The organism is Psychrosphaera aestuarii (assembly GCF_017948405.1).
Taxonomy (GTDB): domain Bacteria; phylum Pseudomonadota; class Gammaproteobacteria; order Enterobacterales; family Alteromonadaceae; genus Psychrosphaera; species Psychrosphaera aestuarii.
This window is the reverse complement of record NZ_CP072844.1, coordinates 1840539-1865875: the sequence shown is the minus strand read 5'-3', so window position 1 is coordinate 1865875 and position 25337 is coordinate 1840539. Positions and strand designations below refer to the sequence as shown.

21 protein-coding genes and 1 tRNA gene are annotated in these 25337 nt (G+C 39.0%); 13 read left to right on the top strand and 9 right to left on the bottom strand.

Translation table 11 applies throughout. The features are described 5' to 3' along the window. Window positions 1-29: 29 nt before the first annotated feature. Together nagZ and J9318_RS08510 are read left to right on the top strand one after the other, a co-directional pair. Window positions 30-1157 carry a beta-N-acetylhexosaminidase gene (nagZ, locus tag J9318_RS08515; RefSeq protein ID WP_210559519.1) on the top strand — a complete coding sequence of 376 codons (1128 nt, stop codon included), beginning with the start codon at window positions 30-32 and terminating at the stop codon, window positions 1155-1157. Window positions 1158-1232: 75 nt separating this feature from the next. Then, window positions 1233-2606 carry an SLC13 family permease gene (locus J9318_RS08510; protein WP_210559518.1) on the top strand — a complete coding sequence of 458 codons (1374 nt, stop codon included), beginning with the start codon at window positions 1233-1235 and terminating at the stop codon, window positions 2604-2606. A gap of 127 nt (window positions 2607-2733) precedes the next feature. On the opposite strand, the gene fldA is transcribed toward J9318_RS08510, so the two are convergent. The 4 genes from fldA to J9318_RS08490 all read right to left on the bottom strand — a co-directional run bounded on the left by fldA (window position 2734) and on the right by J9318_RS08490 (window position 4651). After that, on the bottom strand, window positions 2734-3258 hold the full coding sequence (gene fldA, locus J9318_RS08505; RefSeq protein ID WP_210559517.1) for a flavodoxin FldA: 525 nt from the start codon (window positions 3256-3258) through the stop codon (window positions 2734-2736). Window positions 3259-3262: 4 nt separating this feature from the next. Continuing rightward, window positions 3263-3547: a LexA regulated protein gene (gene ybfE, locus J9318_RS08500; protein ID WP_210559516.1), complete on the bottom strand. Its 285-nt coding sequence runs from the start codon at window positions 3545-3547 to the stop codon at window positions 3263-3265. Next, complete coding sequence (locus tag J9318_RS08495; protein WP_210559515.1) at window positions 3548-3769, bottom strand: DUF2788 domain-containing protein; 222 nt, start codon at window positions 3767-3769, stop codon at window positions 3548-3550. A 114-nt stretch (window positions 3770-3883) separates the two neighbouring features. Continuing rightward, on the bottom strand, window positions 3884-4651 hold the full coding sequence (locus J9318_RS08490) for an alpha/beta fold hydrolase (RefSeq protein WP_210559514.1): 768 nt from the start codon (window positions 4649-4651) through the stop codon (window positions 3884-3886). 184 nt (window positions 4652-4835) lie between these two features. On the opposite strand from J9318_RS08490, the gene seqA reads away from it, so the two are divergent. The 7 genes from seqA to J9318_RS08455 all read left to right on the top strand — a co-directional run bounded on the left by seqA (window position 4836) and on the right by J9318_RS08455 (window position 15117). Next, on the top strand, window positions 4836-5468 hold the full coding sequence (gene seqA, locus J9318_RS08485; RefSeq protein WP_210559513.1) for a replication initiation negative regulator SeqA: 633 nt from the start codon (window positions 4836-4838) through the stop codon (window positions 5466-5468). 10 nt (window positions 5469-5478) lie between these two features. Next, window positions 5479-7134, top strand: coding sequence for a phosphoglucomutase (alpha-D-glucose-1,6-bisphosphate-dependent) (gene pgm / locus J9318_RS08480; protein ID WP_210559512.1), 1656 nt, complete (start codon window positions 5479-5481; stop codon window positions 7132-7134). 192 nt (window positions 7135-7326) lie between these two features. Next, a complete protein-coding gene (locus J9318_RS08475) occupies window positions 7327-9813 on the top strand; it encodes a glycogen/starch/alpha-glucan phosphorylase (protein ID WP_210559511.1) in 2487 nt (828 codons plus the stop codon). 162 nt (window positions 9814-9975) lie between these two features. Beyond that, window positions 9976-11025, top strand: coding sequence for a succinylglutamate desuccinylase (gene astE, locus J9318_RS08470; protein ID WP_210559510.1), 1050 nt, complete (start codon window positions 9976-9978; stop codon window positions 11023-11025). 279 nt (window positions 11026-11304) lie between these two features. After that, window positions 11305-12516 carry a thiamine pyrophosphate-dependent dehydrogenase E1 component subunit alpha gene (locus J9318_RS08465; protein WP_210559509.1) on the top strand — a complete coding sequence of 404 codons (1212 nt, stop codon included), beginning with the start codon at window positions 11305-11307 and terminating at the stop codon, window positions 12514-12516. Further along, entirely contained in the window at window positions 12516-13493 is a 978-nt protein-coding gene (locus J9318_RS08460; RefSeq protein WP_210559508.1) for an alpha-ketoacid dehydrogenase subunit beta, read from the top strand. The genes J9318_RS08465 and J9318_RS08460 overlap by 1 nt, the downstream gene beginning before the upstream one ends. A 16-nt stretch (window positions 13494-13509) precedes the next feature. Beyond that, the gene (locus tag J9318_RS08455; RefSeq protein WP_210559507.1) at window positions 13510-15117 is read left to right on the top strand and encodes a dihydrolipoyllysine-residue acetyltransferase; all 1608 of its coding nucleotides are present in this window, start codon (window positions 13510-13512) and stop codon (window positions 15115-15117) included. A gap of 94 nt (window positions 15118-15211) precedes the next feature. On the opposite strand, the gene J9318_RS08450 is transcribed toward J9318_RS08455, so the two are convergent. The 3 genes from J9318_RS08450 to J9318_RS08440 form a co-directional block, all read right to left on the bottom strand. Beyond that, complete coding sequence (locus J9318_RS08450; RefSeq protein ID WP_210559506.1) at window positions 15212-15616, bottom strand: type 2 periplasmic-binding domain-containing protein; 405 nt, start codon at window positions 15614-15616, stop codon at window positions 15212-15214. 11 nt (window positions 15617-15627) lie between these two features. After that, window positions 15628-16737: a porin family protein gene (locus J9318_RS08445; protein ID WP_210559505.1), complete on the bottom strand. Its 1110-nt coding sequence runs from the start codon at window positions 16735-16737 to the stop codon at window positions 15628-15630. Between the two features lie 143 nt (window positions 16738-16880). After that, window positions 16881-16965: transfer RNA gene (locus tag J9318_RS08440), tRNA-Tyr, on the bottom strand. A gap of 106 nt (window positions 16966-17071) precedes the next feature. Here J9318_RS08440 and J9318_RS08435 point away from each other — a divergent pair. From J9318_RS08435 to J9318_RS08425, 3 genes are read left to right on the top strand one after another with little or no spacing between them, the layout of a single operon-like run. Continuing rightward, window positions 17072-17668 carry a VC2046/SO_2500 family protein gene (locus J9318_RS08435; protein WP_210559504.1) on the top strand — a complete coding sequence of 199 codons (597 nt, stop codon included), beginning with the start codon at window positions 17072-17074 and terminating at the stop codon, window positions 17666-17668. Between the two features lie 51 nt (window positions 17669-17719). Further along, complete coding sequence (gene ydiJ, locus J9318_RS08430; protein WP_210559503.1) at window positions 17720-20791, top strand: D-2-hydroxyglutarate dehydrogenase YdiJ; 3072 nt, start codon at window positions 17720-17722, stop codon at window positions 20789-20791. 43 nt (window positions 20792-20834) lie between these two features. After that, complete coding sequence (locus J9318_RS08425; RefSeq protein ID WP_210559502.1) at window positions 20835-21491, top strand: LysE family translocator; 657 nt, start codon at window positions 20835-20837, stop codon at window positions 21489-21491. Between the two features lie 78 nt (window positions 21492-21569). Here the strand turns inward: J9318_RS08425 and J9318_RS08420 are convergent, their stop codons facing one another. Continuing rightward, on the bottom strand, window positions 21570-22349 hold the full coding sequence (locus tag J9318_RS08420) for a DUF2884 family protein (RefSeq protein ID WP_210559501.1): 780 nt from the start codon (window positions 22347-22349) through the stop codon (window positions 21570-21572). Between the two features lie 289 nt (window positions 22350-22638). Here J9318_RS08420 and glnS point away from each other — a divergent pair, with 289 nt between their 5' ends. Next, window positions 22639-24306 carry a glutamine--tRNA ligase gene (gene glnS / locus J9318_RS08415; protein WP_210559500.1) on the top strand — a complete coding sequence of 556 codons (1668 nt, stop codon included), beginning with the start codon at window positions 22639-22641 and terminating at the stop codon, window positions 24304-24306. A gap of 42 nt (window positions 24307-24348) precedes the next feature. Here glnS and ttcA read toward each other — a convergent pair whose 3' ends face one another. Further along, window positions 24349-25242, bottom strand: a complete 894-nt coding sequence (gene ttcA, locus J9318_RS08410; RefSeq protein WP_210559499.1) for a tRNA 2-thiocytidine(32) synthetase TtcA — start codon at window positions 25240-25242, stop codon at window positions 24349-24351. Window positions 25243-25337 lie beyond the last annotated feature (95 nt).

Here is a 25337-nt window from a genome sequence, read left to right as displayed (position 1 = left end):
TAAAAAAATAAGTGTATTAATAGGGTCACATGTCAACCTCCATAAGTAAGTATCCTGCTAAGTCATTGTTAGTTTGTATCGCAGGAACATCGTTAACCACTCAAGAAACGCTTCGATTAAAACACCCGTTGGTAAGGGGCGTTATTTTATTTGCGAGAAACTTTGAAAGTAGCCGTCAATTAAAGGCCCTTGTTCAGGCAATAAAGAATGCTTCGCAGACACCTCTTTTAGTTGCTGTAGATAACGAAGGTGGACGAGTACAACGGTTTAAAACAGATGGCTTTACTCATTTACCTGCAATGGCAGACCTGTATCGTTATTTTGCCAATGCTAATGACGACAATAGTAAAAGATTAGATAAACACGCGCTTTCTAAACAAGTTAGAGAATATCCAAGTAAACAGTGCTTAACGTCAGTAAGTGACATCGGCTATCTAATGGCGTATGAATGTTTGTCACATGGAATTGATTTGAGTTTTGCTCCAGTAATGGATGTTGACCAAGGGTCTGACGTTATTGGCGACCGAGCGTTTCATGAGTCGCCCGATATTGCCGCTCAGCTCATTGAGGCTTTTTGCGACGGGATGCACCAAGCTGGCATGGCGACCGTTGGAAAGCATTTTCCTGGACATGGTTCAACTAAAGAAGATTCGCATTTTCATGTTCCTGTTGACGTTAGGAACTGGGCTGACATTAAAAACAACGACTTGAAAGTATTTGAAAAATTAATTACTAAAAATATCGTTGATGGAATAATGCCGGCTCATATTATTTTTAAGCAAATAGCAGATGAACCGGTTGGTTATAGCAAGCACTGGTTACAAGAACTGTTAAAAAAACAACTCAACTTTAAAGGAGTCATTTTTAGTGACGACTTAGCTATGGTGGGTGCTGGAGCATCTGCAGCTAAGCCATTAAGTTACTTAGAGCGCTTTGAAAAAGCCATAAGCGCTGGTTGCGATATTGCATTATTATGTAACAAACCGGTTGAGGTTGATGTTTTGTTAAGTCAAATAAAACCAAGCGATATTGGCATAGCACCGACTGACATTAATCTTACGTTTGAAAATCCAAAAGTTAATGAAGTGAATCACCAAGAAAAAATAAGTTCCGCAAAAGATATCATCAAAAAAATTAAGATTTGGAAATCTGCATAGGGAAGGCTACTTGGATGCTATTCTTTCAAGAACAAGAACAAGAACAAGAACAAGAATAAAAAGAACGGAGCGGTAATGGGTATTAGTAAGCAAAGTTTAATTTGGTTGGCGCCGCTTATAGCGCTTTTCGCGGGCATTATGACGGTTGAACTTGGCCAACCTGCGGATATCGCAATAACACTTGGTATTACTGTTTGGGTAGGCATTTGGTGGGTAACTGAGGCCGTACCAATTCCATTTGCGTCTTTGATTCCATTTATATTCCTACCTACGTTTGGGATAATCGACTTTAAAGAGGCTTCATCTGCCTTCGGTAGTCATGTCATTATTTTATTACTTGGCGCGTTTTTATTAGCAAAAGGGTTAGAGTCTTCAGGGGTTCATAAACGCATCGCTTTTAGCATAATAAATGCTATTGGCGGAACCAGTGCATTCAGAATAGTATTTGCATTCATGGTAGCAAGTAGCATTTTGTCGATGTGGATATCTAATACCGCAACAGTACTTGCTTTAATTCCAGTAGCGACAGCCATCGCGCTATCAGCAAAAAATAGAGACTTTGCCGTTGCGTTGCTGTTAGGGCTGGCTTTCTCTGCAAGTATTGGCGGCGTTGGAACACTAATAGGTACACCGCCAAACGTTATATTTGCATCAGTATACGAGACCTTTGCTGGTCAAGAGTTCGGCTTTGTTGAATGGATGAAATACGGTATTCCTGTCGTTGTAGTGACTATTCCTGTTGTTGCTTTGTATTTAAGTCGCGGAATCTCACTCCAACACAAACTAGAGCTACCGGAAGTTGGAATATGGCGAAAAAGCGAAAAACGCGCATTACTTATCTTTTTCATTATTGCGATGATGTGGATATTTAGGAAGCATCCGTTTGGTGGTTGGGCGGAGTTGACAGGTATAGATCAAGTTGGCGACGCAACTATAGCGCTGTTTGGAGCAATGTTAATGGCCATAGTAATAGGTGACGATGACAAACCTATTTTAGACTGGCAGCAAGCAAAAACGATTCCGTGGGATATGCTTATCCTATTTAGTAGCGGTATTTGTTTAGCAAAGGGTTTTGCTGCATCAGGTCTAAGTGAATTAATTGGACAGCAACTATCATCTGCTTTTGCTTTGCCGATGTTTTTATTATTGTTGTCTTTGTGTTTAAGTTTGTCGTTTTTAACGGAAGTGACTTCAAATACAGCCACCGCTACTTTATTTATGCCAATATTAGCAAGCGTCGCCATAGAGAAGGGCATCCCTATCGAGCTTATTATGATCCCCGCGGTAATTTCCTGTAGTTTCGCATTTTGTTTGCCAGTCGCAACGGCACCAAACAGTATTGTATTTGCGTCAGGACAACTAACGATATCTGATATGGCTAAAAAAGGTATAGGGCTCAATATAATAGGGGCTGTGATAGTTTCGACAGTTGTTTACATTATTCAATAATGTTTTGTGGTTACATTTAACGGCAGAAGTTAGGCATTAAGCAATTTGGGTCTTTAATAAAAAAAAACAGCGAGGGAAGTCAATTCACTCGCTGTTTTCTATTTAGAATTAATTAATAGTAAAAATATTAGGCTAATTCATCCAAACACATTTCTTCACGAATCTGAGCACACCACTGTTTAACGCGCTGCTCGGTTAATTCTGGTTGGCGATCTTCATCAATTCCTAAGCCAACAAAATGATCTGCATCTGCCATGCCTTTACTCGCGACAAAGTCATAGCCCTCGGTTGGCCACTGACCTAATAGAACTGCGCCTTTTGTTTCAACGATGTCTCGTACCATACCCATAGCGTCGAGGAAGTATTCAGCATAGTCTTCTTGATCACCACAACCAAATATAGCAACAAGCTTTCCATCAAAGTCAATTTGCTCTAGTTCAGGAAAAAAGTCATCCCAATCACACTGAGCTTCACCATAGTACCAAGTTGGGATACCAAAAAGTAATAGGTCGTACTCAGCAATTTCTTCCTTAGTGCTCTTTGCAACATCATGAACATCAATTAGATTTTTGCCCAATTCTTTCTGGATCATCTTTGCTATATGTTCTGTATTACCAGTGTCGCTTCCAAAATAGATGCCTACGCTTGCCATCGGATTAACCTTCTAATAAATTTTTTAATGATTCTTCTATTAACTCTGCAAGTAGCTCACTGCGGCTTATGCCACGTTGCTCTGCAATTACGGTTGCATCGTCGTAAATTTCACGATGTAATTTAATTTCTACTCTTTTTAAACCAGCTTGCTTGTCTCGGGTAAGCTGATTTTTTTTATTAATTCTTATCTGTTGTTCACGACTATAAGGAGAAGATTTAGGTCTGCCTCTTTGTTTGTCAGTTGCAAAAAGGTCAATAGTCGTTCTATCAATTGTTGCTTTTGCCATTTAAGATAAACCGTTATTTTCCCAAAAAAATTGAATTATTCCTTTTGCAACAAAACCCGCACAACCTAGGAACAAAACTAACCAAACAAATACGCGACCAAATTTTGGTACTTCGCCTTTTTTCAAAACATCTTGTATCGCCAAGCCAATAAACACAAAAATGCCCAAAAAAAACAAATTTAGTCCAATTGTTTCTGCAATTGCATACTGCTCTGGTGTCATTACTTCATACCTTAAATGACCAAAAACCTAGGTCTGTGTTTTAGATTTACCGCTATTTCAGCTCTATTGACTGAAACGGCGGCGGATTTTAACAAATTTACAATCTTATTTCAGCTATTGAGATAAAAAATCTCTAGATATTTTTACAAATGCGACTGTACGTTCCGCATGTAACCAGTGACCAGCACCATTAATAGTTTTAGCCTGCACATTTGGAAAGCGTGACACTATGTGCGGGCGATAATCTGGCGTAACATAATTTGACTCACTACCAATTATAAAAAGGGTGGGCTTGGTAAACTCAGCGACAATATTTGCTTTTATGAGTTCATCGTAGTCCTTTGACAACTGCTCTAAGTCAAAACGCCATTTCCAGCCCGAACCAGACTCTTTATTTCGAACTAAACTTTTTAATAAAAAGCTACGTACTGCCGGTTCTTCAATCCGTTCAGCCAATATAGCATCAGCTTCCTGGCGACTACTTAAGCTATCAAGTGGAACGGCTTTTAGGCTTGATATAATTGCATCATGTCTTCTTGTATATTGAACGGGCGCAATATCCGCAACGATCAGCTTTGATACTAAATTAGGTTTCGTGAGTGCCACTTCCATCGCTATTTTCCCACCTAGTGAGTGACCTAAAATAGCGACAGGGCCAATATTCAAATCAGTTATAAAATTTGCAACCTCGGACGCCATATTGCCTATTGAAAGCGGTGAGACGCTATCTGAGTCGCCATGACCGGGGGCGTCGATTAGGAAAACTTTGAATTGGTTAGACAGTTCTCGAGCGACGCTTTTTAAATTATCAGATGTACCAAATAAACCATGAATAATGACTAAAGGTTCACCGTCGCCTATGGTTTGAAAATGTATTGTCATTGACACTGCCTTGAAAAATTATTCGTTAAAACATCTATACTTGTTCTTTATTTTCCCTTACACCACGTATTAATGCAATTAGGGTTTAAGAGCGGCTTTGATTCTGGTTATAATGATGGCATTCTTTAACGCCTACCGTTAACGATCATTTGAATCAAATAATAATTAGTAATGATTGGATTTTATGAAAACTATTCAAATAGACGATGATTTATATCAATTTATCGCCGCAAACACGCAAAAAATTGGCGAAAATGCCTCAGATATATTAAGACGACTGCTGTGGGAACATGCAGAAATAAAAACAGTTGAAGTGAGTTTAAAAAGTAACTCAGAGGAAACCGCAGTTTTAAAACATGAAAACTCAGCGGTTACTGAGTCTACAAATACCGAAGTAAAAAATAACGAACTAGGTTCAACAATTATAGAGCCTCAAGAAATCGTTACACCAAGTGCAAATGATACCGTAATATGCAAAGACACAACTGTATTTAATTTATTGAATAAAGAAGAAGTTGCTACCCAAAAAGGGGCTGTTGGTCGTTTTCTTTTTATATTGAGTAAACTTCATCGAGCGCACACCAATACATTCACAGATGTTCTTAGTATTAAGGGCCGTGAACGAAATTACTTTGGTCTGTCAGCATCCGAACTAGAAGCCAGTGGTAGCAGTATTAAACCCAAGCAAATACCAAATAGCGAATACTGGGTAACAACAAATAACAACACGCCCCGTAAAAAGTTCATCATTTTCGAAGTAGCTCGCCAGTTAGGCTATGCTGAGTCTGATGCAGAAAAGCTCAGAGAATTAATTTAAGGAAATATTGATGGCAATGCACCCAAGAGCCGGACAGCCTGCAACCGCAGAAGACTTAATCAATGTACCCAGGTTGATGACTAGTTACTACCTAAATGAACCAGACATCGAAAAATATCCGGAACAACGTGTCGCATTTGGTACTTCGGGTCACAGAGGCACAGCGTTAGATACAACGTTTAATGAAAGCCATGTTTTAGCGATTGCTCAGGCTATTTGTGAATACCGTATTGCGCAACATTACGAAGGCCCTGTTTATCTTGGTTTTGATACCCACGCGTTATCTGAAGCTGCGTTCGCATCGGTCATCGAAGTTCTGGTGGCAAATGAAGTGCAGGTAATAGTGCAAGAGGGTTTAGGTTATACACCAACACCCGTGATCTCTAACTTGATCATTGAGCACAATAAGGCGCATCCGGCATTTTTGGCTGATGGCATCATCATAACGCCATCGCATAATCCACCGCAGGATGGCGGTATTAAGTATAATCCCCCTCATGGTGGACCAGCAGATAGCAAAGTTACAAAGTGGATTGAAGATAGAGCAAACCAATTGCTTATTGAAGATTTGCTTGATGTAAAACTATTCCCATACGCTCAAGCTTGGCAAACTGGTTACGTTAAAGAGCAAAACTTTGTTGAAGATTATGTAAATGGTTTAGAGCGCGTAATTAATTTTGCAGCCATAAGGAAAGCAGGCGTAAGCATAGGCGTTGATCCTCTTGGCGGGTCGGGTATTGCATATTGGCCACAAATAAAAGAGCAGTACGGTATCGATCTTAAAATGGTTAACCAGACGGTAGACCCGACTTTTTCGTTTATGTCATTAGATAAAGACGGTAAAATCCGTATGGATTGCTCGTCTGAAAAAGCGATGGCCAGCTTAATTAGTTTAAAAGATAAATTCGATATCGCTGTCGCAAATGACCCCGATTATGATCGTCACGGTATAGTGACCAAAACGCACGGGTTAATGAACCCAAATCATTACTTATCAGTTTGTATTGACTATTTGTCAAAACAACGTCCTGAATGGGATAAGAATCTTAAAATTGGTAAGACCTTGGTTTCGACATCAATGATTGATCGTGTTGCCAAAGCAAACAACAAAGAAGTTGTTGAGGTACCAGTTGGTTTTAAATGGTTTGTAGATGGTTTAACTAATCACCAGTTAATGTTTGGTGGTGAAGAAAGTGCCGGCGCAAGTTTTTTGACAAAATACGGTGACGCTTGGTCAACAGACAAAGACGGTATTATTTTAGCTTTGTTAGCGGCTGAAATTACCGCTGTGACAGGCTTAAATCCATCTGAATATTATGACATGTTAGTAAAAGAGCATGGTCAGCCTTACTACAAGCGAATTGATGCACCAGCGAACGCAGCACAAAAATCTGTATTGAGTTCACTTGCACCACAAGACATTACTTCTGATACGTTAGCGGGTGAAAAAATTGTTTCTATTCTCACAAAAGCGTCAGGTAATAATGAATCTATTGGTGGCTTGAAAGTAGTTACTCAAAATGGCTGGTTTGCAGCTCGTCCTTCAGGAACAGAAGAAATATATAAAATATATATGGAGAGCTTTTTAGGTATTGAGCATTTAGAGAAGATTGAGAAAGAAGCACAATCAATAGTCTCAGCCGCGTTTAATAACAAAGGCCTATAACTTTAATATAACGCCAAATTTTGCCCTGCAAACGTATGTAGGGCAAAAAGTCCGGCCATCAGCTTGGTCAAAAACCTCCTAGCCTATATATTCCTTCCCAAGATTTTGACTATTCTTGAACTCACGCAATTCGGAATTAACTTCTGAACATTTAATAAAAAGGCTGAGTCTGGAGACAACAGGGCATTTCAAATGGCGACTAACAATAAATCGAATTTTCCTCTTACTGCATCTATTACAGCGCAGACTTTTAAAGAGTCAATTATTAAGCATTTAAATGCTACTCATGGCACAGATATCAACAAAGCGACTAATCGTAGTTGGTGGGATGCAGTAACGTCTGCACTAAATGAGCACGTGCATAGTAGTTTAAGCCAAACCCAAAGAACATATTTTGAAAATGACACGCGTGCCGTTCATTACTTTTCTTTAGAGTTCTTAATGGGCCGCTTAACAGGCAACAATCTTCATAATCTAGGTTTATATGATGTAGCGAAACAAGCGTTAAATGAGTTGAACGTTGACATAACAGAGCTTGTTGACGAAGAAGAAGACATGGCCTTAGGTAATGGTGGACTTGGCCGACTTGCAGCTTGTTTTATTGATTCCTTGGCAACGATGCATTTACCAGCGGTAGGCTATGGTATTCATTACGAACATGGATTGTTTCGTCAAGAATTTCAAGATGGTCATCAAATAGAACGCCCAGATAGTTGGCGCGAATATGGTAATCCATTTGAAATATGTCGCCCTGAAAGTATACAAGAAGTGCCTGTTTATGGGTATGTTGAAACAAAATTTGACGACAACGGCGGAATTTCAAAAGTTTGGCACCCAGGTCGAGTAATTAAAGGTGTTCCTTGGGATGTTCCTATTGTAGGTTATAAAGGTACCAACGTTAATATCTTACGACTGTGGGAGTCTAGAGCATCAGACTTTTTTAATTGGGACGTATTTAACGCTGGCGGCTATCATGACGCGCACAAAGAAAACGTAGAAGCAGAAACAGTATCTAAAGTTTTATACCCAAATGATGATACTGATGCCGGGAAAGAGTTACGCCTTATGCAGCAATACTTTTTCAGCGCTTGTTCGTTAAAAGATATTATTAAGCGATATCAACGAGTACATAACGATGACTGGAGTCATTTTAGTACGCAAGTCGCAGTACAATTAAATGATACCCACCCAGCTATCGCTATTCCTGAACTACTTCGTATCCTAGTGGATGAATATGGACAAGACTGGGACTACGCATGGACAATTTGCCGAGAAACGTTTAGCTATACAAATCATACGTTATTACCGGAAGCGCTAGAGAAATGGTCGGTGCGTTTATTCGAAAAATTACTGCCGAGACATTTAGAGATTATCTACGAAATTAACCAACGCTTTTTAGCTACTGAAGTTGAAGCTAAATGGCCTGGTAATGATTTAGTAAAATCTAAGCTTTCTATCATTGAAGAAGGCAACGAACGTATGGTTAGAATGGGCAACTTAAGCGTTATTGGCTCTAACAAGGTAAATGGGGTAGCAGAAGTACATTCGGCCTTGGTAAAAACCGATCTTTTTCCTGAATTTGATGCGTTATGGCCAGAAAAATTAACGAACGTAACAAATGGTGTTACTCCAAGGCGTTGGTTAAAAGCGTGTAATCCTAGTTTGTCAGACTTAATTGATAGAACCGTAGGGGACCAATGGCCTACGAACCTTGAGTTACTGAGAGAACTAGATAAATCAGCGGACGACTTAGCATTTCAAAAAGAATTCATGGCAATAAAACATGATAATAAAGTTGAACTAGCAAAAGTGATTAAAGAGCTAACGAATGTTGAAGTAGATCCGAGTGCTATTTTCGATATTCAAATAAAAAGATTACATGAATATAAGCGCCAACATCTGAACTTACTCCATATTATGGCTTTATATCGACGGTTGCTACAAAACCCTGATTACGACATGCATCCTCGAGTATTTATATTTGGTGCTAAAGCCGCGCCAGGCTACGCATTAGCGAAAGATATTATCTATGCCATCAATAAAGTTGCCGATAAGGTTAATAATGATCCAAGAATTAATAACAAGCTAAAAGTAGTATTTTTACCGAATTATCGAGTTTCATTAGCAGAAAAAATGATACCAGCGGCGGATGTATCTGAACAAATATCAACAGCGGGTAAGGAAGCGTCGGGTACCGGTAATATGAAGTTAGCTCTAAATGGAGCAATTACGATTGGTACACTTGATGGTGCTAACATAGAAATTGCTGAAGAGGTTGGTATTGATAATGTGGTTATATTTGGTCTAACTGTTGATGAAGTAAAAGCAGTAAATAAAGCGGGGTATAGCCCTTGGGATTACTACTATGGGAATCCAGAAATTAAAGCCGTGCTAGACTGGTTTGAAACAGACTACTTTACACCGGGTAAACCTGGTGAGCTTGCTTCGATAAAACATAGCCTTTTAGAAGGCGGAGACCCTTACTTATGTTTAGCTGACTTTGATGGTTATTCTAAAGCACATCAACAGATAAATACTAAGTACACAGATAAACGTGGCTGGGCAAAAAGTGCAATATTAAATACGGCGTACATGGGTAAATTTAACTCTGACCGTTCAATCCAGGACTATGTTGATAGGATTTGGAAACTTAAGCCTTACCCAGTTAAAAACGCGTAGAACTATACGTTCTGATTAAAAGATGCCTAGCTTATGCTGGGCATTTTTATATACATAATAGTTAGTGTTGAATGTATCTAATCAAGTGGATTGTTATGTATTTACTTTTAGCTTTGCTAATATGGCATGCGCTAACTAATAGAAATTTAGGACTTTTCCCATATGCATGATCTTATTAAAACAGACTTTTTAACACTAACCCGTCAACATGAGTGGCATTTAGACGCGTTTATAAGTTCAAACGAGATATATAACATCAGCGTTTGGGATACCGGTGTTATTAAGTTTGAGCCGAAAACCTTGAAAAAAGAACAAGCTGAACAGGCGTTTGTCTTTTCATCTGCGATTCATGGTAATGAAACGGCACCTATTGAGATTTGCAGCGAAATAATTAATTCTCTTATAGCAGGTGATTTAATTATTAAACATCCTGTCCTGTTTATGTTTGGTAATCCCGCTTCTATTAATATCGGTGAGCGATTTGTTGAAGAAAATATGAACCGACTTTTTAGTGGCTACCATTCGTTACACGAAGGTCAGGTTACCAAAGTATTTCTCAATAAAGAGCGTGAGCGAGCGTCTAAGTTGGAAAATTACATGACCAATTTTTATGCTGAATATACAAACGCTGAGCGGACTCACTATGACTTACACACAGCAATTAGGGATTCTGCCCATGAGAAGTTTGCCGTATATCCTTATGTGCATGGTAAACCTTGGAAAAAACAACAGTTTGAAATATTAAAAGCGATGGGCGTAACAACGTTTTTATTAATGGAGAAGCCGGCCACAACGTTTAGCTATTACTCGTCTAATACACACGGAGCAAATTCGTTTACTGTTGAGCTAGGAAAAGTTAGACCCTTTGGTGAAAACGATCAAAGCAAGTTTGTAGCCGCTAAATCCACATTAATAAATTTGTTGCAAGGTCATACTTATGCTGGTGATAATTTTAATTCAGCAAATTACCAAATTATGACAGTGTATCGTGAAATTAATAAACATGATCAATCGTTTCAGCTTAGTTTTGCCGATAATGTTGCTAACTTTACTCAATTTAAAGCCGGAGAAGAACTCGCAACTGAGAACGGCGTCGCTATCGTGACGGAAAAAGACGGAGAAGCTATAGTCTTTCCTAATGCTAATGTCGCAATCGGGCAAAGAGCATTGTTAACAGTTCTACCTACTGATATATCCGCTAACTTAGTTTGACAAGAAAGTCGCGTAACAACTCGTAATGGTGGCACTTATCATTACGAGTTCGTTTGTTAAATATTCACTCCAGCTTAATAAATAGCCAAAAGTGGCAATTTATCTGAACACTTTATATCTCTAAACTATTTACTCTAAACCCCTCAAAAATTGAACGAAATCCCGCTCGCAGGTAAAGTCCTGCACAATCTATAATATTGTATAAAAATAATGATCAAATTGCGCTCTGTTAGGGGTCTAGGCCATAACAAACGATTTGAAGAAAGGGGATAGGATTCAATGGCTAAGCTATTAAACGTTGAAAATCCAACTAATACGATTCGTAAAGATACGTTAGAGCTGGATTTTGTTGGTGAGCACGCATTGTCGATACCGACGTTCAAAATGTTAGATGACAATGGCGAGCTTTATAAAGGCGCTCAAAAGTCTTCTATGGATAAAGAAACCGCAATTCGTATATATGAAACGATGCGTTTTATTCGTGTATTTGATGAACGTATGTTGGCAGCCCAACGTCAAGGCCGGGTGAGTTTTTATATGCAATGTCTTGGTGAAGAAGCTGCTGTAACTGGCAGTGCTGCTGCATTAGAAGACAAAGACATGATCTTTGCCCAGTATCGTGAACAAGCCGCTCTTGCCTATCGAGGTTTTAAGCTCGAACAGTTTATGCACCAAATGTTTTCAAACGAAAAAGACTTTGGAAAAGGCCGTCAAATGCCTATTCACTATGGCTCAAAAGAATTAAATTATTCTACGATCTCGTCGCCATTAGGTACGCAAATCCCACAAGCTGCAGGTTATGCTTACGGTCAAAAGCTTAAAGGCGATGGTGCATGTACTATTTGCTACTTTGGTGAAGGTGCAGCATCAGAAGGTGATTTCCACGCAGGCTTAAACATGGCGGCAGTACATAATTCGCCTACACTATTTTTTGCCCGCAACAATGGTTACGCGATTTCAACACCGGCAAGTGAGCAGTTTAAAGGCGATGGTATAGCTGTCCGTGCGACTGGATATGGTATGAAGGCCATTCGAGTTGACGGTTTCGATGCTCTAGCTGTTTATGAAGCGGTTAAAATGGCACGCGAATATTCAGTAAAGAATAACGCACCAGTTTTAATTGAATCAATCGCCTACCGTTTAGCAGCTCATTCTTCTTCAGACGATCCTACGGGATATCGTGAAAAGGAAGAAGAAGAAACCTTCCGTGATAATTGCCCAGTCGAGCGATTCCGTAAATATATGGTGAAGCAAGGTTGGTTAGATGAAGCTGAAGATGAGAAAGTAAAAGAGCAAATAAAAGTGCAGGTACTTGATGCACTAAAAGTCGCAGAAAAGGTCGCTAAGCCAGCTTTAGAAGAAATAGTTACAGATGTGTATGAAGAAGTACCAGCCCATCTGCAAAAGCAATACGAGCAACTAAAAGCACATATCTTAAAATACCCAGAGTCGTATCCTGCTACGGCAAGTCGTATAGGGGAGTCTAAATAATGGCTAAAATGAACATGTTACAGGCGATAAATTCAGCGTTAGCAATCGCCATGGAAGAGAACGAAAACGCTTGTATCTTCGGTGAAGATGTTGGTGCTTTTGGCGGTGTATTTAGAGCCACAAGTGGATTACAAGAGAAGTTCGGTAAAGACCGCGTTTTTAATACTCCTCTTGTAGAGCAAGGTATATTAGGTTTTGCGAACGGTCTAGCAGCGCAAGGTACATTGGCCATCCCTGAGATCCAATTCGCTGACTATATATTTCCAGCGTTTGATCAAATCGTTAATGAAACCGCTAAATTCCGTTTCCGTTCGGGTAATGAATTTAACGTAGGCAACATGGTGATTAGAACACCATACGGTGGTGGTATTCACGGTGGTTTATATCATTCACAATCGCCAGAAGCGTATTTTGCTCATACACCAGGCCTGAAACTGGTATTCCCAAGAAACGCATATCAAGCTAAAGGTTTGTTAGCAGCAAGTTTAGAGAGTAATGACCCTGTTATTTTCTTTGAACCAAAGCGTTTATATCGTGCATCGGTTGGTGAAGTTCCGGAAGGAAAATACACCATTCCGTTAGGTAAGGCTGAAATCGTTCAGCAAGGTGAAGACGTGACGTTGTTAGCCTGGGGTGCGCAAGTAGAGATGCTAGAAAAAGCGGCTGAGATGGCAGAGAAAGATGGCATTTCCTGTGAAGTTATTGATCTTAGGACCGTAGCACCATGGGACGTCGAAACCGTAACTGCATCGGTTATAAAAACAGGTCGTTTAGTTGTGTCTCAAGAGGCGCCTTTAACGGGTGGCTTTGCGTCTGAAATAGCAGCGACAGTTCAAGAAGAATGCTTTTTGCATTTAGAGTCTCCAATAGAACGTGTTTGTGGTTTAGATACGCCATACCCATTAGCACATGAAAAAGAATATATGGCCGATCACCTAAAAGTTTACGAAGCGATTAAACGCTCTGTTAATTATTAAGTCTGGAGAATTAAGAATGAGTACTGATTTTATCTTACCAGATATTGGTGAAGGCATTGTCGAGTGTGAAGTTGTTGAGTGGTTAGTATCCGAAGGCGATACAGTTACAGAAGACCAACCAATTTGTGAAGTGATGACAGATAAAGCTATGGTAGAAATTCCGTCTAAAAGTGACGGTGTTATTACCAAGCTTTATTATAAAAAAGGCGAGATTGCTAAAGTTCACGGGCCTTTATTTGCGTTGCAAGAAACTGGCACTGCTAATAATGAGCAAGCCTCTGAGTCAAAACCGAGCGTTGAGACAATAACGTCTGCGCCGAGCCACAATGACTCAAACGAATTAAATGCCACAGGTACAACCCTAGAGGACTTCCTACTTCCCGATATTGGAGAAGGCATAGTAGAGTGTGAAGTTGTTGAATGGTTGGTTAAAGAGGGTGATGTTGTAAAGGAAGATCAGCCGATTTGCGAAGTAATGACTGATAAGGCTATGGTTGAAATACCGGCTAAAAGTGATGGCGTTGTTGCAAAGTTATATTATAAAAAAGGTGAAATTGCGATAGTGCACAAACCTTTGTTTGCTATTGAAGTTGAAGGTGCGATAGCAAATTCAGCCGCCGAAGATAAAGCTTCTAAAACAACTGAGAACGTTGTTTCCATTGATAGTCAAGTCCCTAAGCCGGCTTCAGAGGAAGTAAACAATGAGTACTCTACTAGGAAAAAAGCCGTCGCGTCACCGGCGGTGCGTCGTTTGGCGCGGGAGTTAAACTTAGACATTACGGTAGTACAGGGTTCTGGTGCTAAAGGACGTGTTTACAAACAAGATCTACTCTCTTTTAAAGATAACGGCGTACAGTCATCTACCAAGCTTGCAAACGATTCGAAACAAGAGGACGCGACGTCATCCTTACCGTCTGAAAGCAATCGGGTAGAACCTATACGAGGCGTAAAGGCCGCTATGGCGAAAGCTATGCAGGTATCAGTTTCAACGATTCCGCATTTTACATACTCTGATGAAGTTGACTTAACCGCGCTATATGAATTACGTAAACAATTAAAACCTGAATACGAAGCTCAAGGTATTAAGCTGACAATGATGCCATTTTTTATGAAGGCGATGTCAATGGCAATGAAGCAATTCCCAATTATGAATTCTCAGCCAAATGACGACTGTACAGAGTTAACGTATTTCAATGATCACAATATCGGTATGGCGGTAGATTCTAAAGTCGGACTTTTAGTTCCTAATATCAAGGGATGTCAATTATTAAGCATTAAAGATATTGCAGTTAAAATGACTGAACTTACAGAGCAAGCCCGTGCTGGACGATTAGCACCTGAGCAACTTAAAGGTGGCACAATCTCAATATCTAATATTGGTGCACTGGGTGGAACTACAGCAACACCTATAATCAATAAACCTGAAGTTGCTATTGTTGCGCTGGGTAAAATGCAAACATTGCCACGCTTTGATTCAAATGGAAATGTTGAAGCAAGACGTATAATGAATGTAAGTTGGTCTGGTGATCACCGCATAATAGATGGTGGGACAATTGCACGTTTTAACAATTTATGGACTAAGTATTTAGAAAATCCTACGTCTATGATTATGGATATGGTGTAGATAAATATTGCGAAATAAAAAAGGCTCTTAATTTATTAAGAGCCTTTTTTTTACAATTTTTGCGTAAGTTACAACTTAGGGCTAATTGTTACAATTAGAAAGTCGTAATTACTTTAACATCGGCCGTGACTTTTGATGCATCGATGTAACCAATAACGCTAGGGTTAGTAGAAACCAATTTTAGAACCTCATCAGCATTGGCAACAGACTGCGGTGGGGTACCTTTCCCTGTGAAGACCAACTTTGACCAATAGGCTTTTAATTGGCTCTCTGAACGTTTAAGTACCTTCTCGTTAAATTCAGCTGTTGCAGCTTGACTATTGTCTAAATTAACAGGAATAATTTGGTTTCCATCAGGGAACGATTTCATTTTGCCTGTAAATATCCTGGCTACATCTTTTTCATCTAGGCTAGCGCCGTTAGAAGGGTGAACAATCACTGCAATTTCCGATACTGCATTAAACGAAAATAGTGCTAAAATAATTAAAAGTTTTTTCATTGTTTATTCCTCTAGAAAACCAAATCTATACCAAAAGTAAGCGATTTACTGTCACCGGCCACGGCATACTCATAGGAGTTGTCGTTCACGATGTCATATTGCACTTTAAACGCTGCTGATGGATGAAAGTTGTATCTTAAGCCGACAGAAGTTGTATCGTGATCTTCGCCGTCAGTAATTGGTGAACCATCTAAGTACTCGCCTGTTTGATCGAGTTTAGAATAGGACAAATAAGGTGTAACACTTCCAAAGTTATGTCCAACACTCACCATTAACGAATCAAGCTCACCGTCATCGTCTAATTTTAATTTGTTTAATTCTGTGAGAAGAAAGGTATCTCCCCATGTCGCATTAACTGCAATACCTAAAAATGTACCATCACGTTCTGTACTGCCTCCCCACGTTTGTTGTACACCACTACGATAGCGTTCGTTAGTATACGTCATTGCTGTAAATCGAAACTCTAACCAATCATTACTTGTGTTGACGACGGCGCCAAATATGTCTTTCCAAATCTCAGTTGTCGGCTCAATAAAAAAGAACTGACTTAATAGTCTATTATTTACACTCTCTTCTTCACCGGTATAAAAGTTTGCTGAGACAGACCAATCATTAACTTGCGTCGTGTATAAAGCATTAATGCCATTGTAGTTGAAGACTTGCCATGTGTAAGTATCAGCAGGTGGTCGTAACCATACATAAGCAAAACCAACATCATAAAAGTCTGAGTAGTAAAATAATGGAAGGCGCTTTTTACCAGCTTGAATTGTCCAATTGTCGTTTACCTCATAAGACAAATAAGCCCATTCAAAGGTGGTATTAAAATTATCTGCACCTCTAGAGACGATTTGCGCTGTAGCAGATAGACCGTCTGAAAGTGTGGCTTTGACCTGAAGACCAAACAAGCTTTCTTGTTTAAATGATAGATCTTCGGTGTACGCTGATACGATAGGGTAGTCAGCTAAAAAAGTTGGGGGAACATCATAATGTGGAACACCGTCTCCACTCAATACTTTACCAGCGGTAATGCTAGCAAAGCCAGTGAAGTCGATATCAGCTTGTGCACTTCCTTGCGCCAACAAAGCACATGCCACCGTGGCTGCATAAACCTTTGTTCGCATATTTTGAGACCTAAAAGTTAATTAGTGTCTTAAAGGTATATAACTGAAAGTGAAATTTTACAAATCAGGATGGCAAATTTATTGAATTTAGGTGTTATAAACGCAAAAAGGCACAACCTTAGTTGTGCCTTTTCTTCGAAAAGTGGTGGAGGGAGGTGGATTCGAACCACCGAAGGTAGAACCGTCAGATTTACAGTCTGATCCCTTTGGCCACTCGGGAACCCCTCCAGAACGAGACGCATAATAACAAAGAAAAAAAATCTGTAAACAAATAATTAAAGAAAATTTAACGACTGCCGAAATAATAACTAATTGAAGTAAATAAGAAGTTTATATGTCGAATAATTGGCCAAACAGCAGTTCAGATCACTCTGGTTTAAATACGAATAATAATGTAATTAGAGAGTCAGCCTATTATTCACAATTCCGTCGTGCTGTAGATTCATCAGATAGCCAAAGTTTTGCATTACTGCTTTCAATGATTACACAAGATGCCACTGAATTTGACCAATTTCATCAAGTAGACACGCCTACAAACCTTAACGCAAACGCCATCGCCGACATTTTTCCGACAGTCAAGCCCGATATATATGGTGCGGGTAACTCGGTCCGTGCATCTAATCAAAATAGGCTGGTTCATAATGGTCAATATCAAGATGTTCGGTTAGAGAACACTCTGAAGCCGGAACCCCTTTGTTACAAAACGGCAGTTTTTGACGACGAATTAGTTAATAGTTTAGATTTTAACGTAAGACAAAAGTTAATAAATACGAGTCTAATCTCAAAAGATATTCACACACAACGTAATTCAGATGTAGATAAAGATGCAAAAGTTGTGAATATACATAGCATTAAACGTCCAAATTCAATGGATATCGACCTTTGGTTTAATACCCTAACAGCTTCAAGAAGTTTAGACTTAGTGGGATAGAACTGGTTATAATCGACGACTATTCTTTATCTGTAGAGCGCTAGTTGATATATGATTCGTAGAATTCCTGTCCAGAACACCATTAGTCCAAAGGTTCACCTGTTTTGCAAAAAGCTAAAGGACAAATCGTCATTTAAATTCTCTGGTGATATAGAAACAAGCTACTCTGCTCGTTTGTCGCAATCGACAGACAACAGTATTTATCAAGCAATTCCTCAAGCCATTGTCTTTCCTAAAAATGAAAAAGATCTATTCGAATTAACAAAGCTTGCGAATGAAGCCGAGTTTAAAACGCTAAAATTTACACCAAAAGGTGGTGGCACTGGTACGAACGGCCAATCTTTAACTGAGTTTATAATTGTCGATATGTCACGACATATGCGAAATATAATTGAAATCAATGTTGAAGAACGCTGGGTCAAGGTAGAGTCCGGTGTAATAAAGGATCAGCTGAATGATTTTCTTAAGCCCTACGGGTTTTTCTTTGCTCCCGATCTTTCAACATCAAATAGAGCAACAATTGGTGGAATGATAAACACTGATGCGTCAGGTCAAGGCTCTCTGGTTTATGGCAAAACAAGTGACCATGTACTTGGTTTAGAAGCCATTACTATTGGCGGGGATAAGTTGTCTACCTCGCCTTTGACCGTTGATGAAGCGCTATCTCGAAGTGCCGACAACAAGACAACGGCAGGTATATATAAACAAGTATACGAAACAGCAACTAATTATAGAGACCAAATTCGAGAAGTATTTCCTCGTTTAAATCGTTTTTTGACAGGTTATGACTTAGAGCATGTATTATGTGATGATAAAAAGCACTTTGACTTAAGTAGAGTATTAGCAGGATCCGAGGGTACGTTAGCGTTTATTACTGAAGCTAAGCTTAATATTACGCCCATAGCAGCTTATAAAACGATGATTAATATCACGTATGACAGTTTTGATTCAGCACTGCGTAACTCACCCTTTTTAGTTGATGCAAAAGCGACATCTGTAGAAACTATCGACAGTAAAGTCCTTAACTTAGCTAAACAAGACGTAATTTGGCAGGAAGTCCAAGATCTTATTGTTGAGGTTCAAGGCCACGTCATAGCAGGGTTAAATATTGTAGAATTTAACGATGAAGACGAGAGTAATCAAGATGATAAAGTCTCAAGTCTATGCAAAAGATTAGATCAACTAATCTCAACAAAAAGTTCAGGCGTAATAAGTTATTCAGTAACTTCAGACCGTTCAGCAATGGCAAGAATATACGCAATGCGTAAAAAGTCGGTTGGCTTACTTGGTAATGTTAAAGGCGATAAAAAACCTATCGCATTTGCAGAAGACACCGCAGTACCTCCAGAAAACCTTGCTGATTTTATCGCTGAATTTAGACAGCTATTAGACTCTCATAACCTTGAATATGGCATGTTTGGTCATGTAGACGCCGGTGTTCTTCATGTTAGACCAGCGTTAAATATGATGGATCCTAACCAAGAAAAGTTATTACGATTGATATCCGACCAAGTTGTTAAGCTCACCGCAAAATATAAAGGTTTAATGTGGGGAGAGCACGGTAAAGGATATCGAAGCGAATATGGTCCAGAATTTTTTGGAGAAGAACTATTTTTAGAGCTTAGAAAAATCAAAGCAGCCTTTGACCCTCACAATAGACTAAACCCAGGTAAAATATGCACACCGATAGGCAGTGAAGAAAAATTGGTGAGTGTTGATGCGGTTAAAAGAGGGCGATTTGATAAGCAAATACCTATCGAAGTTAGAGAAGAATATCAACAGACCGTTAATTGTAATGGTAATGGCTTATGTTTTAATTATGATGAATCCAGCGTAATGTGCCCATCTTATAAAGTAACCAAAGATCGTCGATATTCGCCTAAAGGGCGTGCAACATTGATGCGTGAATGGTTAAGGCTTCAAGGCGAAGGTGTGTCTTATGTAAACATGGTAATGGCAAAAACGGTATTTCTTGACTTGTTTAGATTGCCATACAAAGCCGCTTATACATTAGCGAAAAAGTTCGGTCGATATGACTTTAGCCATGAAGTAAAAGAAAGCATGGATGCGTGTCTAGCGTGTAAAGCTTGTACATCAGCATGTCCAATAAAAGTTGACGTACCAACATTTAGAAGTAAATTTTTAGAGGCTTATTACCTGAGGTACATGCGACCGTTAAGTGATCATTTAGTTGCTAATGTCGAGTCTATAATGCCAACGCTTTCTAGGATGTCCTCGGTCACAAATTGGCTGACTCACAATCCAATTAGCAACTTTGTTGTAAACAATATTGTTGGTTATGTTGATGCACCAAAGCTTAGCCAACACCCAAGCCAAGTGGTTGAAAGAAAGTACTTTTACAACGAAACGCGTTACCAGGAGCTGACCGAAGTTGATAAGCAAAAGACTGTTTTTCTTGTACAAGATGCGTTCACATCAAGCTATGAGTCATCTTTGATAAAAGACACTGTTATTGCGCTTGAGGGATTAGGTTTTTCTCCGCTTATATTACCATTTCAAGTTAACGGTAAAGCTCAGCATGTTAAAGGGTTTTTGACAAAATTTACTGAAACGGCAAAAAGCGCCTGCGATTATTATAATGACATCGCAACCCTTAAACGCCCGATGATCGGCCTAGATGCATCTATGACTTTAGTTTATCGCGATGAATATCCAAATTTACTAGGTCATAATAAGGTTAAATTTAAAGTAGACTTATTAGGCGAATGGTTATCAAAACAGGCATTGAGTAAAGCTGTTGCAGATAAAGTTAAAATGGCATTGAATGATTCAGTAACGAAATACACTGTGTTGTCTCATTGTACAGAAAAGTCTTTAATCGCAGATGCTCCTTCGCATTGGCCAATTATTTTTGAAAGGTTAGGGCTTGCCGCTAAACCAGTGAATACGGGATGTTGTGGTATGGCCGGAACGTTTGGGCATGAAAAAGCAAACCAAACAGTATCAAAGGAACTCTTTGACATTAGCTGGGCGCCAGTTCTTAAAAATAGTGAACATGATACGGTATTAGCCACTGGCTTTTCTTGCCGCTGTCAAAGTAAACGATTAGCCCAACAAACACTCAAACATCCTATTCAGATTATTGCAGGCCTTTTTAAATAGGCTTCTTTAAGCAAATTAGGCATTATTATTTTGGAGTTTTGACATGGATTTCACTGAATACTCAATCGAATTTTTAACTATTGCGCTTGCACATTTATTTGCAGTTGCAAGCCCAGGTCCTGACTTTGCAATTGTTATGAAACATTCGATTCAATATGGCAAGCGGACAGCATTGATAACCTCTGTAGGTGTTGGTAGTGCTATTTTTGTTCACGTTGCATACGCTTTAGCGGGCATTGGTCTAATTATTAATGCAACGCCTTGGTTATATGACTTATTAATTATTATTGCTGCAAGTTTTTTGATTTATCTTGGTATTGGAGCAGTGCAGTCACAGGCCCTAGTATCAACTGCAGCTATTAAAGAGTCGAGTAACCCTCAACTGTCTGATAAAAAGGCATTTTTACTAGGGTTCATGACCAATGGTTTAAACCCTAAGGCTACTTTGTTTTTCTTATCTTTATTTACTGTTGTTGTGTCTATTGATACACCGATGATCATTAAAGGTGCTTATGGTGTCTATTTGGCTTTTGCAACAGCGGCTTGGTTTTGTGGACTGTCACTTGTTTTAAGTCGTCCGTACGTACGAGATTTGTTTAGTCGGAATGCGTATATTTTTGATCGAGTTATGGGACTGATTTTAATATTGTTAGCAGTAAATATACTTTACAGTGAGTTTGGTACTCGATTTGGTATATAACAAAGGCCGGTATTTTGTACTAACCTTTGTTATATGGCTTAATGTTTACTTAAGTAGAAATATTCCGATGGTAAGTTGCTACTTTGTGTGGCTCACTTCAATCAAGTCGAAGTCGCGTAAGCTTTTGTGTGCTTTTTGAATACGATTTTCTAGGGCTGCTAAAGCATCTACTTTTTGACAGACCACATCGGCTTTTGCTTCTAATTGAGTAGCTCTAGCTTCAATTTCTGCTTCAATATTTTTTTCGAGGTTTTCTAGTTCACTAAAGTCGGTATCACCACTGGCAATTGAAGTGCCTATTAATTGTAAAACACCGCCTATCAACGACGGAAGTGCTTGTTCAACCACTTCTTCAATAGCTCTATCTAACTCTTCATCAGCAAAGTCCATATTAAATTGACCTTCATCAAAAGTATAATAGCCGTCCTGCTGTGCAAATTTGTTCTCAAGTCGCTGTTTTACATTTGCTAATTTCGCATCAAGTTTCGTTGAATCGCCAAACTGACCAAGACCAGCATTGATACCGTCAAAAGCGATACCAACTGCTTCCAATGCTATTTCAGTAATAGTAGGAATTAATGAACGAGTCTCAGTAGAGAATTCTTTTATTAACGATGAATCGCTTACGCTTAGCTCTAGCTTTTCGCCCTTATAGAATATAGTTTCGTTGTTATAAATGTCGTAAAGGGTTTGATTGTTTTTAATGACTAAGATGTGGTAAGGGGTGATTGATACTTTATTCTGAAAAGTAACATCACATTGTTTATTTACTAAGCCATCATTGTGGGCTTGAGCGTAATTGCTTGATAATAGAAGAGGTGAAATTAAGCAACTTACTAATAATGAATTTTTTAACATTTTATATTTCCGTGATATTTGAATGTAGGTTTACATAATAGATATCAATCTCTGTGCCACTTGTGAGATTCCTTTATTATAAGGGTTTCAGGTCAATTTATTGCATTACTACACTTTAGACAATACTTAAAGTTTGGTGATATCCGCCAAATATTAGGGTATTTACTCATTGTGTTCCATTAGAGATTTATTTGCTTTAAAAGTATTCGATTGATGGCATTTTGCTTGGTGTAACCGCAGACCATAGTGGTATACTCAAATTAATTAATAGTTTTATAAGGGTTTATAAATGGCGGACACAGAAAATCGCCCATCGAATTTTATTCGCAACATTATTAATGCGGATTTAGCAGACGGAAAGTATGAGACTACGCACACTCGATTTCCTCCAGAGCCAAATGGTTTTCTTCATATTGGTCATGCCAAGTCGATTGTACTAAATTTTGGTATTGCACAAGATTATAAAGGGCTTTGTAATCTAAGGTTTGATGATACTAATCCAGAGAAAGAAGATATTGATTACGTTAATGCGATTAAAGAAGACGTAAACTGGCTTGGTTTTCAATGGGATGGTGATATTTGTTATTCGTCTAACTATTTTGATCAACTTTTTGGTTATGCCGAAGAACTAATTAATAAAGGCTTAGCTTACGTAGAGTTTTCAAGCCAAGAAAAAATTCGAGAAATGAGAGGCACGTTAAAGTCTCCGGGTGAAAATAGCCCTTATCGTGATACTAGTCCTGAAGAGAATTTAAAGCTGTTTCATGACATGCGAGACGGTAAGTTTAAAGAGGGTGAGTGTTGTTTACGCGCTAAGATTGATATGAGTTCAAGCTTCATTTGTATGCGTGATCCTGTTATTTACCGAATTCGGTTTGCTCATCACCACCAAACTGGTGACAAGTGGTGCATTTATCCAATGTATGACTTTACACACTGTATATCGGACGCGATAGAGAATATTACACATTCGTTATGTACATTAGAGTTTCAAGATAACCGACGTTTATATGACTGGGTATTAGACAATATAAGTATCGACTCTCGCCCGCATCAATATGAATTTTCAAGGCTGAATCTTGAATATACGCTTATGAGTAAGCGTAAATTGAACACTCTTGTGACCGACAATCATGTAGAAGGCTGGAACGACCCGCGTATGCCGACCATAGCTGGCTTAAAACGTCGAGGGTATACACCAGGCTCTATTCGTGAGTTTTGTAAACGTATTGGTGTGACGAAGGTCGATAACATGGTTGAGATGGGCATGTTAGAAGCTTGTATACGTGAAGACTTAAATGAATCTGCACCTCGCGCTATGGCCGTCGTTGATCCTATTAAGTTAGTTATTGAAAACTTGCCAGAAGATCATATCGAGTGGATCGATGCGCCTAATCATCCAAATAAAGAAGAGATGGGTACGCGTAAAATCCCATTTACAAAAGAAATCTTCATTGAGCGTGAGGACTTCCGTGAAAGTGCAAATAAAAAATACAAACGCTTGGTGATAGATAAAGAAGTTCGCTTACGTAATGCTTATTATGTAAAAGCTGTCCGCTTTGATGCTGACGACGCTGGGAACGTGACCACCGTATATTGCGAATATGACCCGACTACACTAGGTAAGTTACCTGAAGATGGGCGCAAGGCTAAAGGTGTTATTCACTGGGTATCTGCATCAGAAGGGGTTGAAGCGGAAATTCGTGATTACGACCGTTTATTTACCGTTCCTAATCCTGCGGCTGAAGAAGATTTCACTACAGTGTTAAATCCAGAGTCGTTAGTCATTCGACAAGGTTATATCGAACCAAGTTTAGTTAACGCGGCACCTCAACAAGGTTATCAGTTTGAACGCTTGGGTTATTACTGCTTTGACGGTAAAACCAACGAGCAGGGCCAACTTATATTCAATAAAACAGTTGGTTTAAGAGACTCTTGGGGTAATTCAGAGCAGTAATATTACTGTTATGAAAAAGGAGGCTTTCGCCTCCTTTTTTATTTATACATGAGTTACGTCAATGATAAGTGACTCATCTATATTTGATGAAGATACCGTTGCCTCAGAAAATTCATACGCTTTACGTTCTTCACTTCTATCAATGGGTAAGTTTTTAAAGTCAAACAAATCACCATCAGCTAACTGACTCACACTCACGCTTTTTATCGAGCTAAATATGTTTTCAATTCGCCCCGGAGTTTGTTTATCCCACTCAGTTAACATCGCCTTAATTGACTGTCTTTGTAAGTTCTCTTGGGAACCACACAAATTGCAAGGAATGATCGGGTAGTTTTTATGCTCAGCCAGTTTGATCAAGTCTTTTTCACGACAAAAAGCTAGCGGACGAATTACAACGTTACGTTTATCATCAGAACGTAATTTAGGTGGCATTGCTTTTAATTTAGCGCCGTGAAACATGTTTAAAAACATAGTTTCAACAATGTCGTCCATATGATGACCTAGCGCGATTTTTGTTGCTCCAATGGACTCTGCAAAAGAATATAAAGTGCCTCGTCTTAAACGAGAACAAAGTCCGCAGGTCGTTTTTCCTTCCGGTACTTTTTCTTTTACAATGGAATACGTGTCTTTATCGACAATATAGTAAGGTATGTCTAAAGACTCGAAGTAAGCTGGCAGAATATGCTCTGGAAAACCAGGCTGTTTTTGGTCTAGATTAACTGCGATAATTTTAAAGTCGATAGGCGCTGACTTTTGCAAACTAATCAGGATATCTAACATTGCAAACGAGTCTTTACCGCCACTTATTGCAGCCATAACAACGTCTGACTCCTCAATCATATTATACTCAGCTATTGCTTTGCCAACTCGACTTCGAAGTCTTTTTTCAAGTTTATTTTGTTCGTGAATAGCTTTTCTTGGATCTAAATCTGTCATGGATAATGAACTGCAAAATAATAAATGGTCGCGTATTTTACCTATGCTTAAACATTTAATAAATAGTAAAGAGAGTGCAAAAGCGATAAATCATA

What these genes read in the sequence shown, in the direction of transcription:
- J9318_RS08460 (WP_210559508.1), top strand. Translation starts at nt 12,516, where the DNA reads ATGGCTAAAATGAACATGTTACAGGCGATAAATTCAGCGTTAGCAATC.
- glnS (WP_210559500.1), top strand. Translation starts at nt 22,639, where the DNA reads ATGGCGGACACAGAAAATCGCCCATCGAATTTTATTCGCAACATTATT.
- J9318_RS08490 (WP_210559514.1), bottom strand. Translation starts at nt 4,651, where the DNA reads ATGACAATACATTTTCAAACCATAGGCGACGGTGAACCTTTAGTCATT.
- pgm (WP_210559512.1), top strand. Translation starts at nt 5,479, where the DNA reads ATGGCAATGCACCCAAGAGCCGGACAGCCTGCAACCGCAGAAGACTTA.
- J9318_RS08495 (WP_210559515.1), bottom strand. Translation starts at nt 3,769, where the DNA reads ATGACACCAGAGCAGTATGCAATTGCAGAAACAATTGGACTAAATTTG.
- J9318_RS08465 (WP_210559509.1), top strand. Translation starts at nt 11,305, where the DNA reads ATGGCTAAGCTATTAAACGTTGAAAATCCAACTAATACGATTCGTAAA.
- seqA (WP_210559513.1), top strand. Translation starts at nt 4,836, where the DNA reads ATGAAAACTATTCAAATAGACGATGATTTATATCAATTTATCGCCGCA.
- J9318_RS08420 (WP_210559501.1), bottom strand. Translation starts at nt 22,349, where the DNA reads ATGTTAAAAAATTCATTATTAGTAAGTTGCTTAATTTCACCTCTTCTA.
- J9318_RS08475 (WP_210559511.1), top strand. Translation starts at nt 7,327, where the DNA reads ATGGCGACTAACAATAAATCGAATTTTCCTCTTACTGCATCTATTACA.
- J9318_RS08450 (WP_210559506.1), bottom strand. Translation starts at nt 15,616, where the DNA reads ATGAAAAAACTTTTAATTATTTTAGCACTATTTTCGTTTAATGCAGTA.
- J9318_RS08455 (WP_210559507.1), top strand. Translation starts at nt 13,510, where the DNA reads ATGAGTACTGATTTTATCTTACCAGATATTGGTGAAGGCATTGTCGAG.
- J9318_RS08425 (WP_210559502.1), top strand. Translation starts at nt 20,835, where the DNA reads ATGGATTTCACTGAATACTCAATCGAATTTTTAACTATTGCGCTTGCA.
- J9318_RS08445 (WP_210559505.1), bottom strand. Translation starts at nt 16,737, where the DNA reads ATGCGAACAAAGGTTTATGCAGCCACGGTGGCATGTGCTTTGTTGGCG.
- fldA (WP_210559517.1), bottom strand. Translation starts at nt 3,258, where the DNA reads ATGGCAAGCGTAGGCATCTATTTTGGAAGCGACACTGGTAATACAGAA.
- nagZ (WP_210559519.1), top strand. Translation starts at nt 30, where the DNA reads ATGTCAACCTCCATAAGTAAGTATCCTGCTAAGTCATTGTTAGTTTGT.
- ybfE (WP_210559516.1), bottom strand. Translation starts at nt 3,547, where the DNA reads ATGGCAAAAGCAACAATTGATAGAACGACTATTGACCTTTTTGCAACT.
- J9318_RS08435 (WP_210559504.1), top strand. Translation starts at nt 17,072, where the DNA reads ATGTCGAATAATTGGCCAAACAGCAGTTCAGATCACTCTGGTTTAAAT.
- ydiJ (WP_210559503.1), top strand. Translation starts at nt 17,720, where the DNA reads ATGATTCGTAGAATTCCTGTCCAGAACACCATTAGTCCAAAGGTTCAC.
- J9318_RS08510 (WP_210559518.1), top strand. Translation starts at nt 1,233, where the DNA reads ATGGGTATTAGTAAGCAAAGTTTAATTTGGTTGGCGCCGCTTATAGCG.
- ttcA (WP_210559499.1), bottom strand. Translation starts at nt 25,242, where the DNA reads ATGACAGATTTAGATCCAAGAAAAGCTATTCACGAACAAAATAAACTT.
- astE (WP_210559510.1), top strand. Translation starts at nt 9,976, where the DNA reads ATGCATGATCTTATTAAAACAGACTTTTTAACACTAACCCGTCAACAT.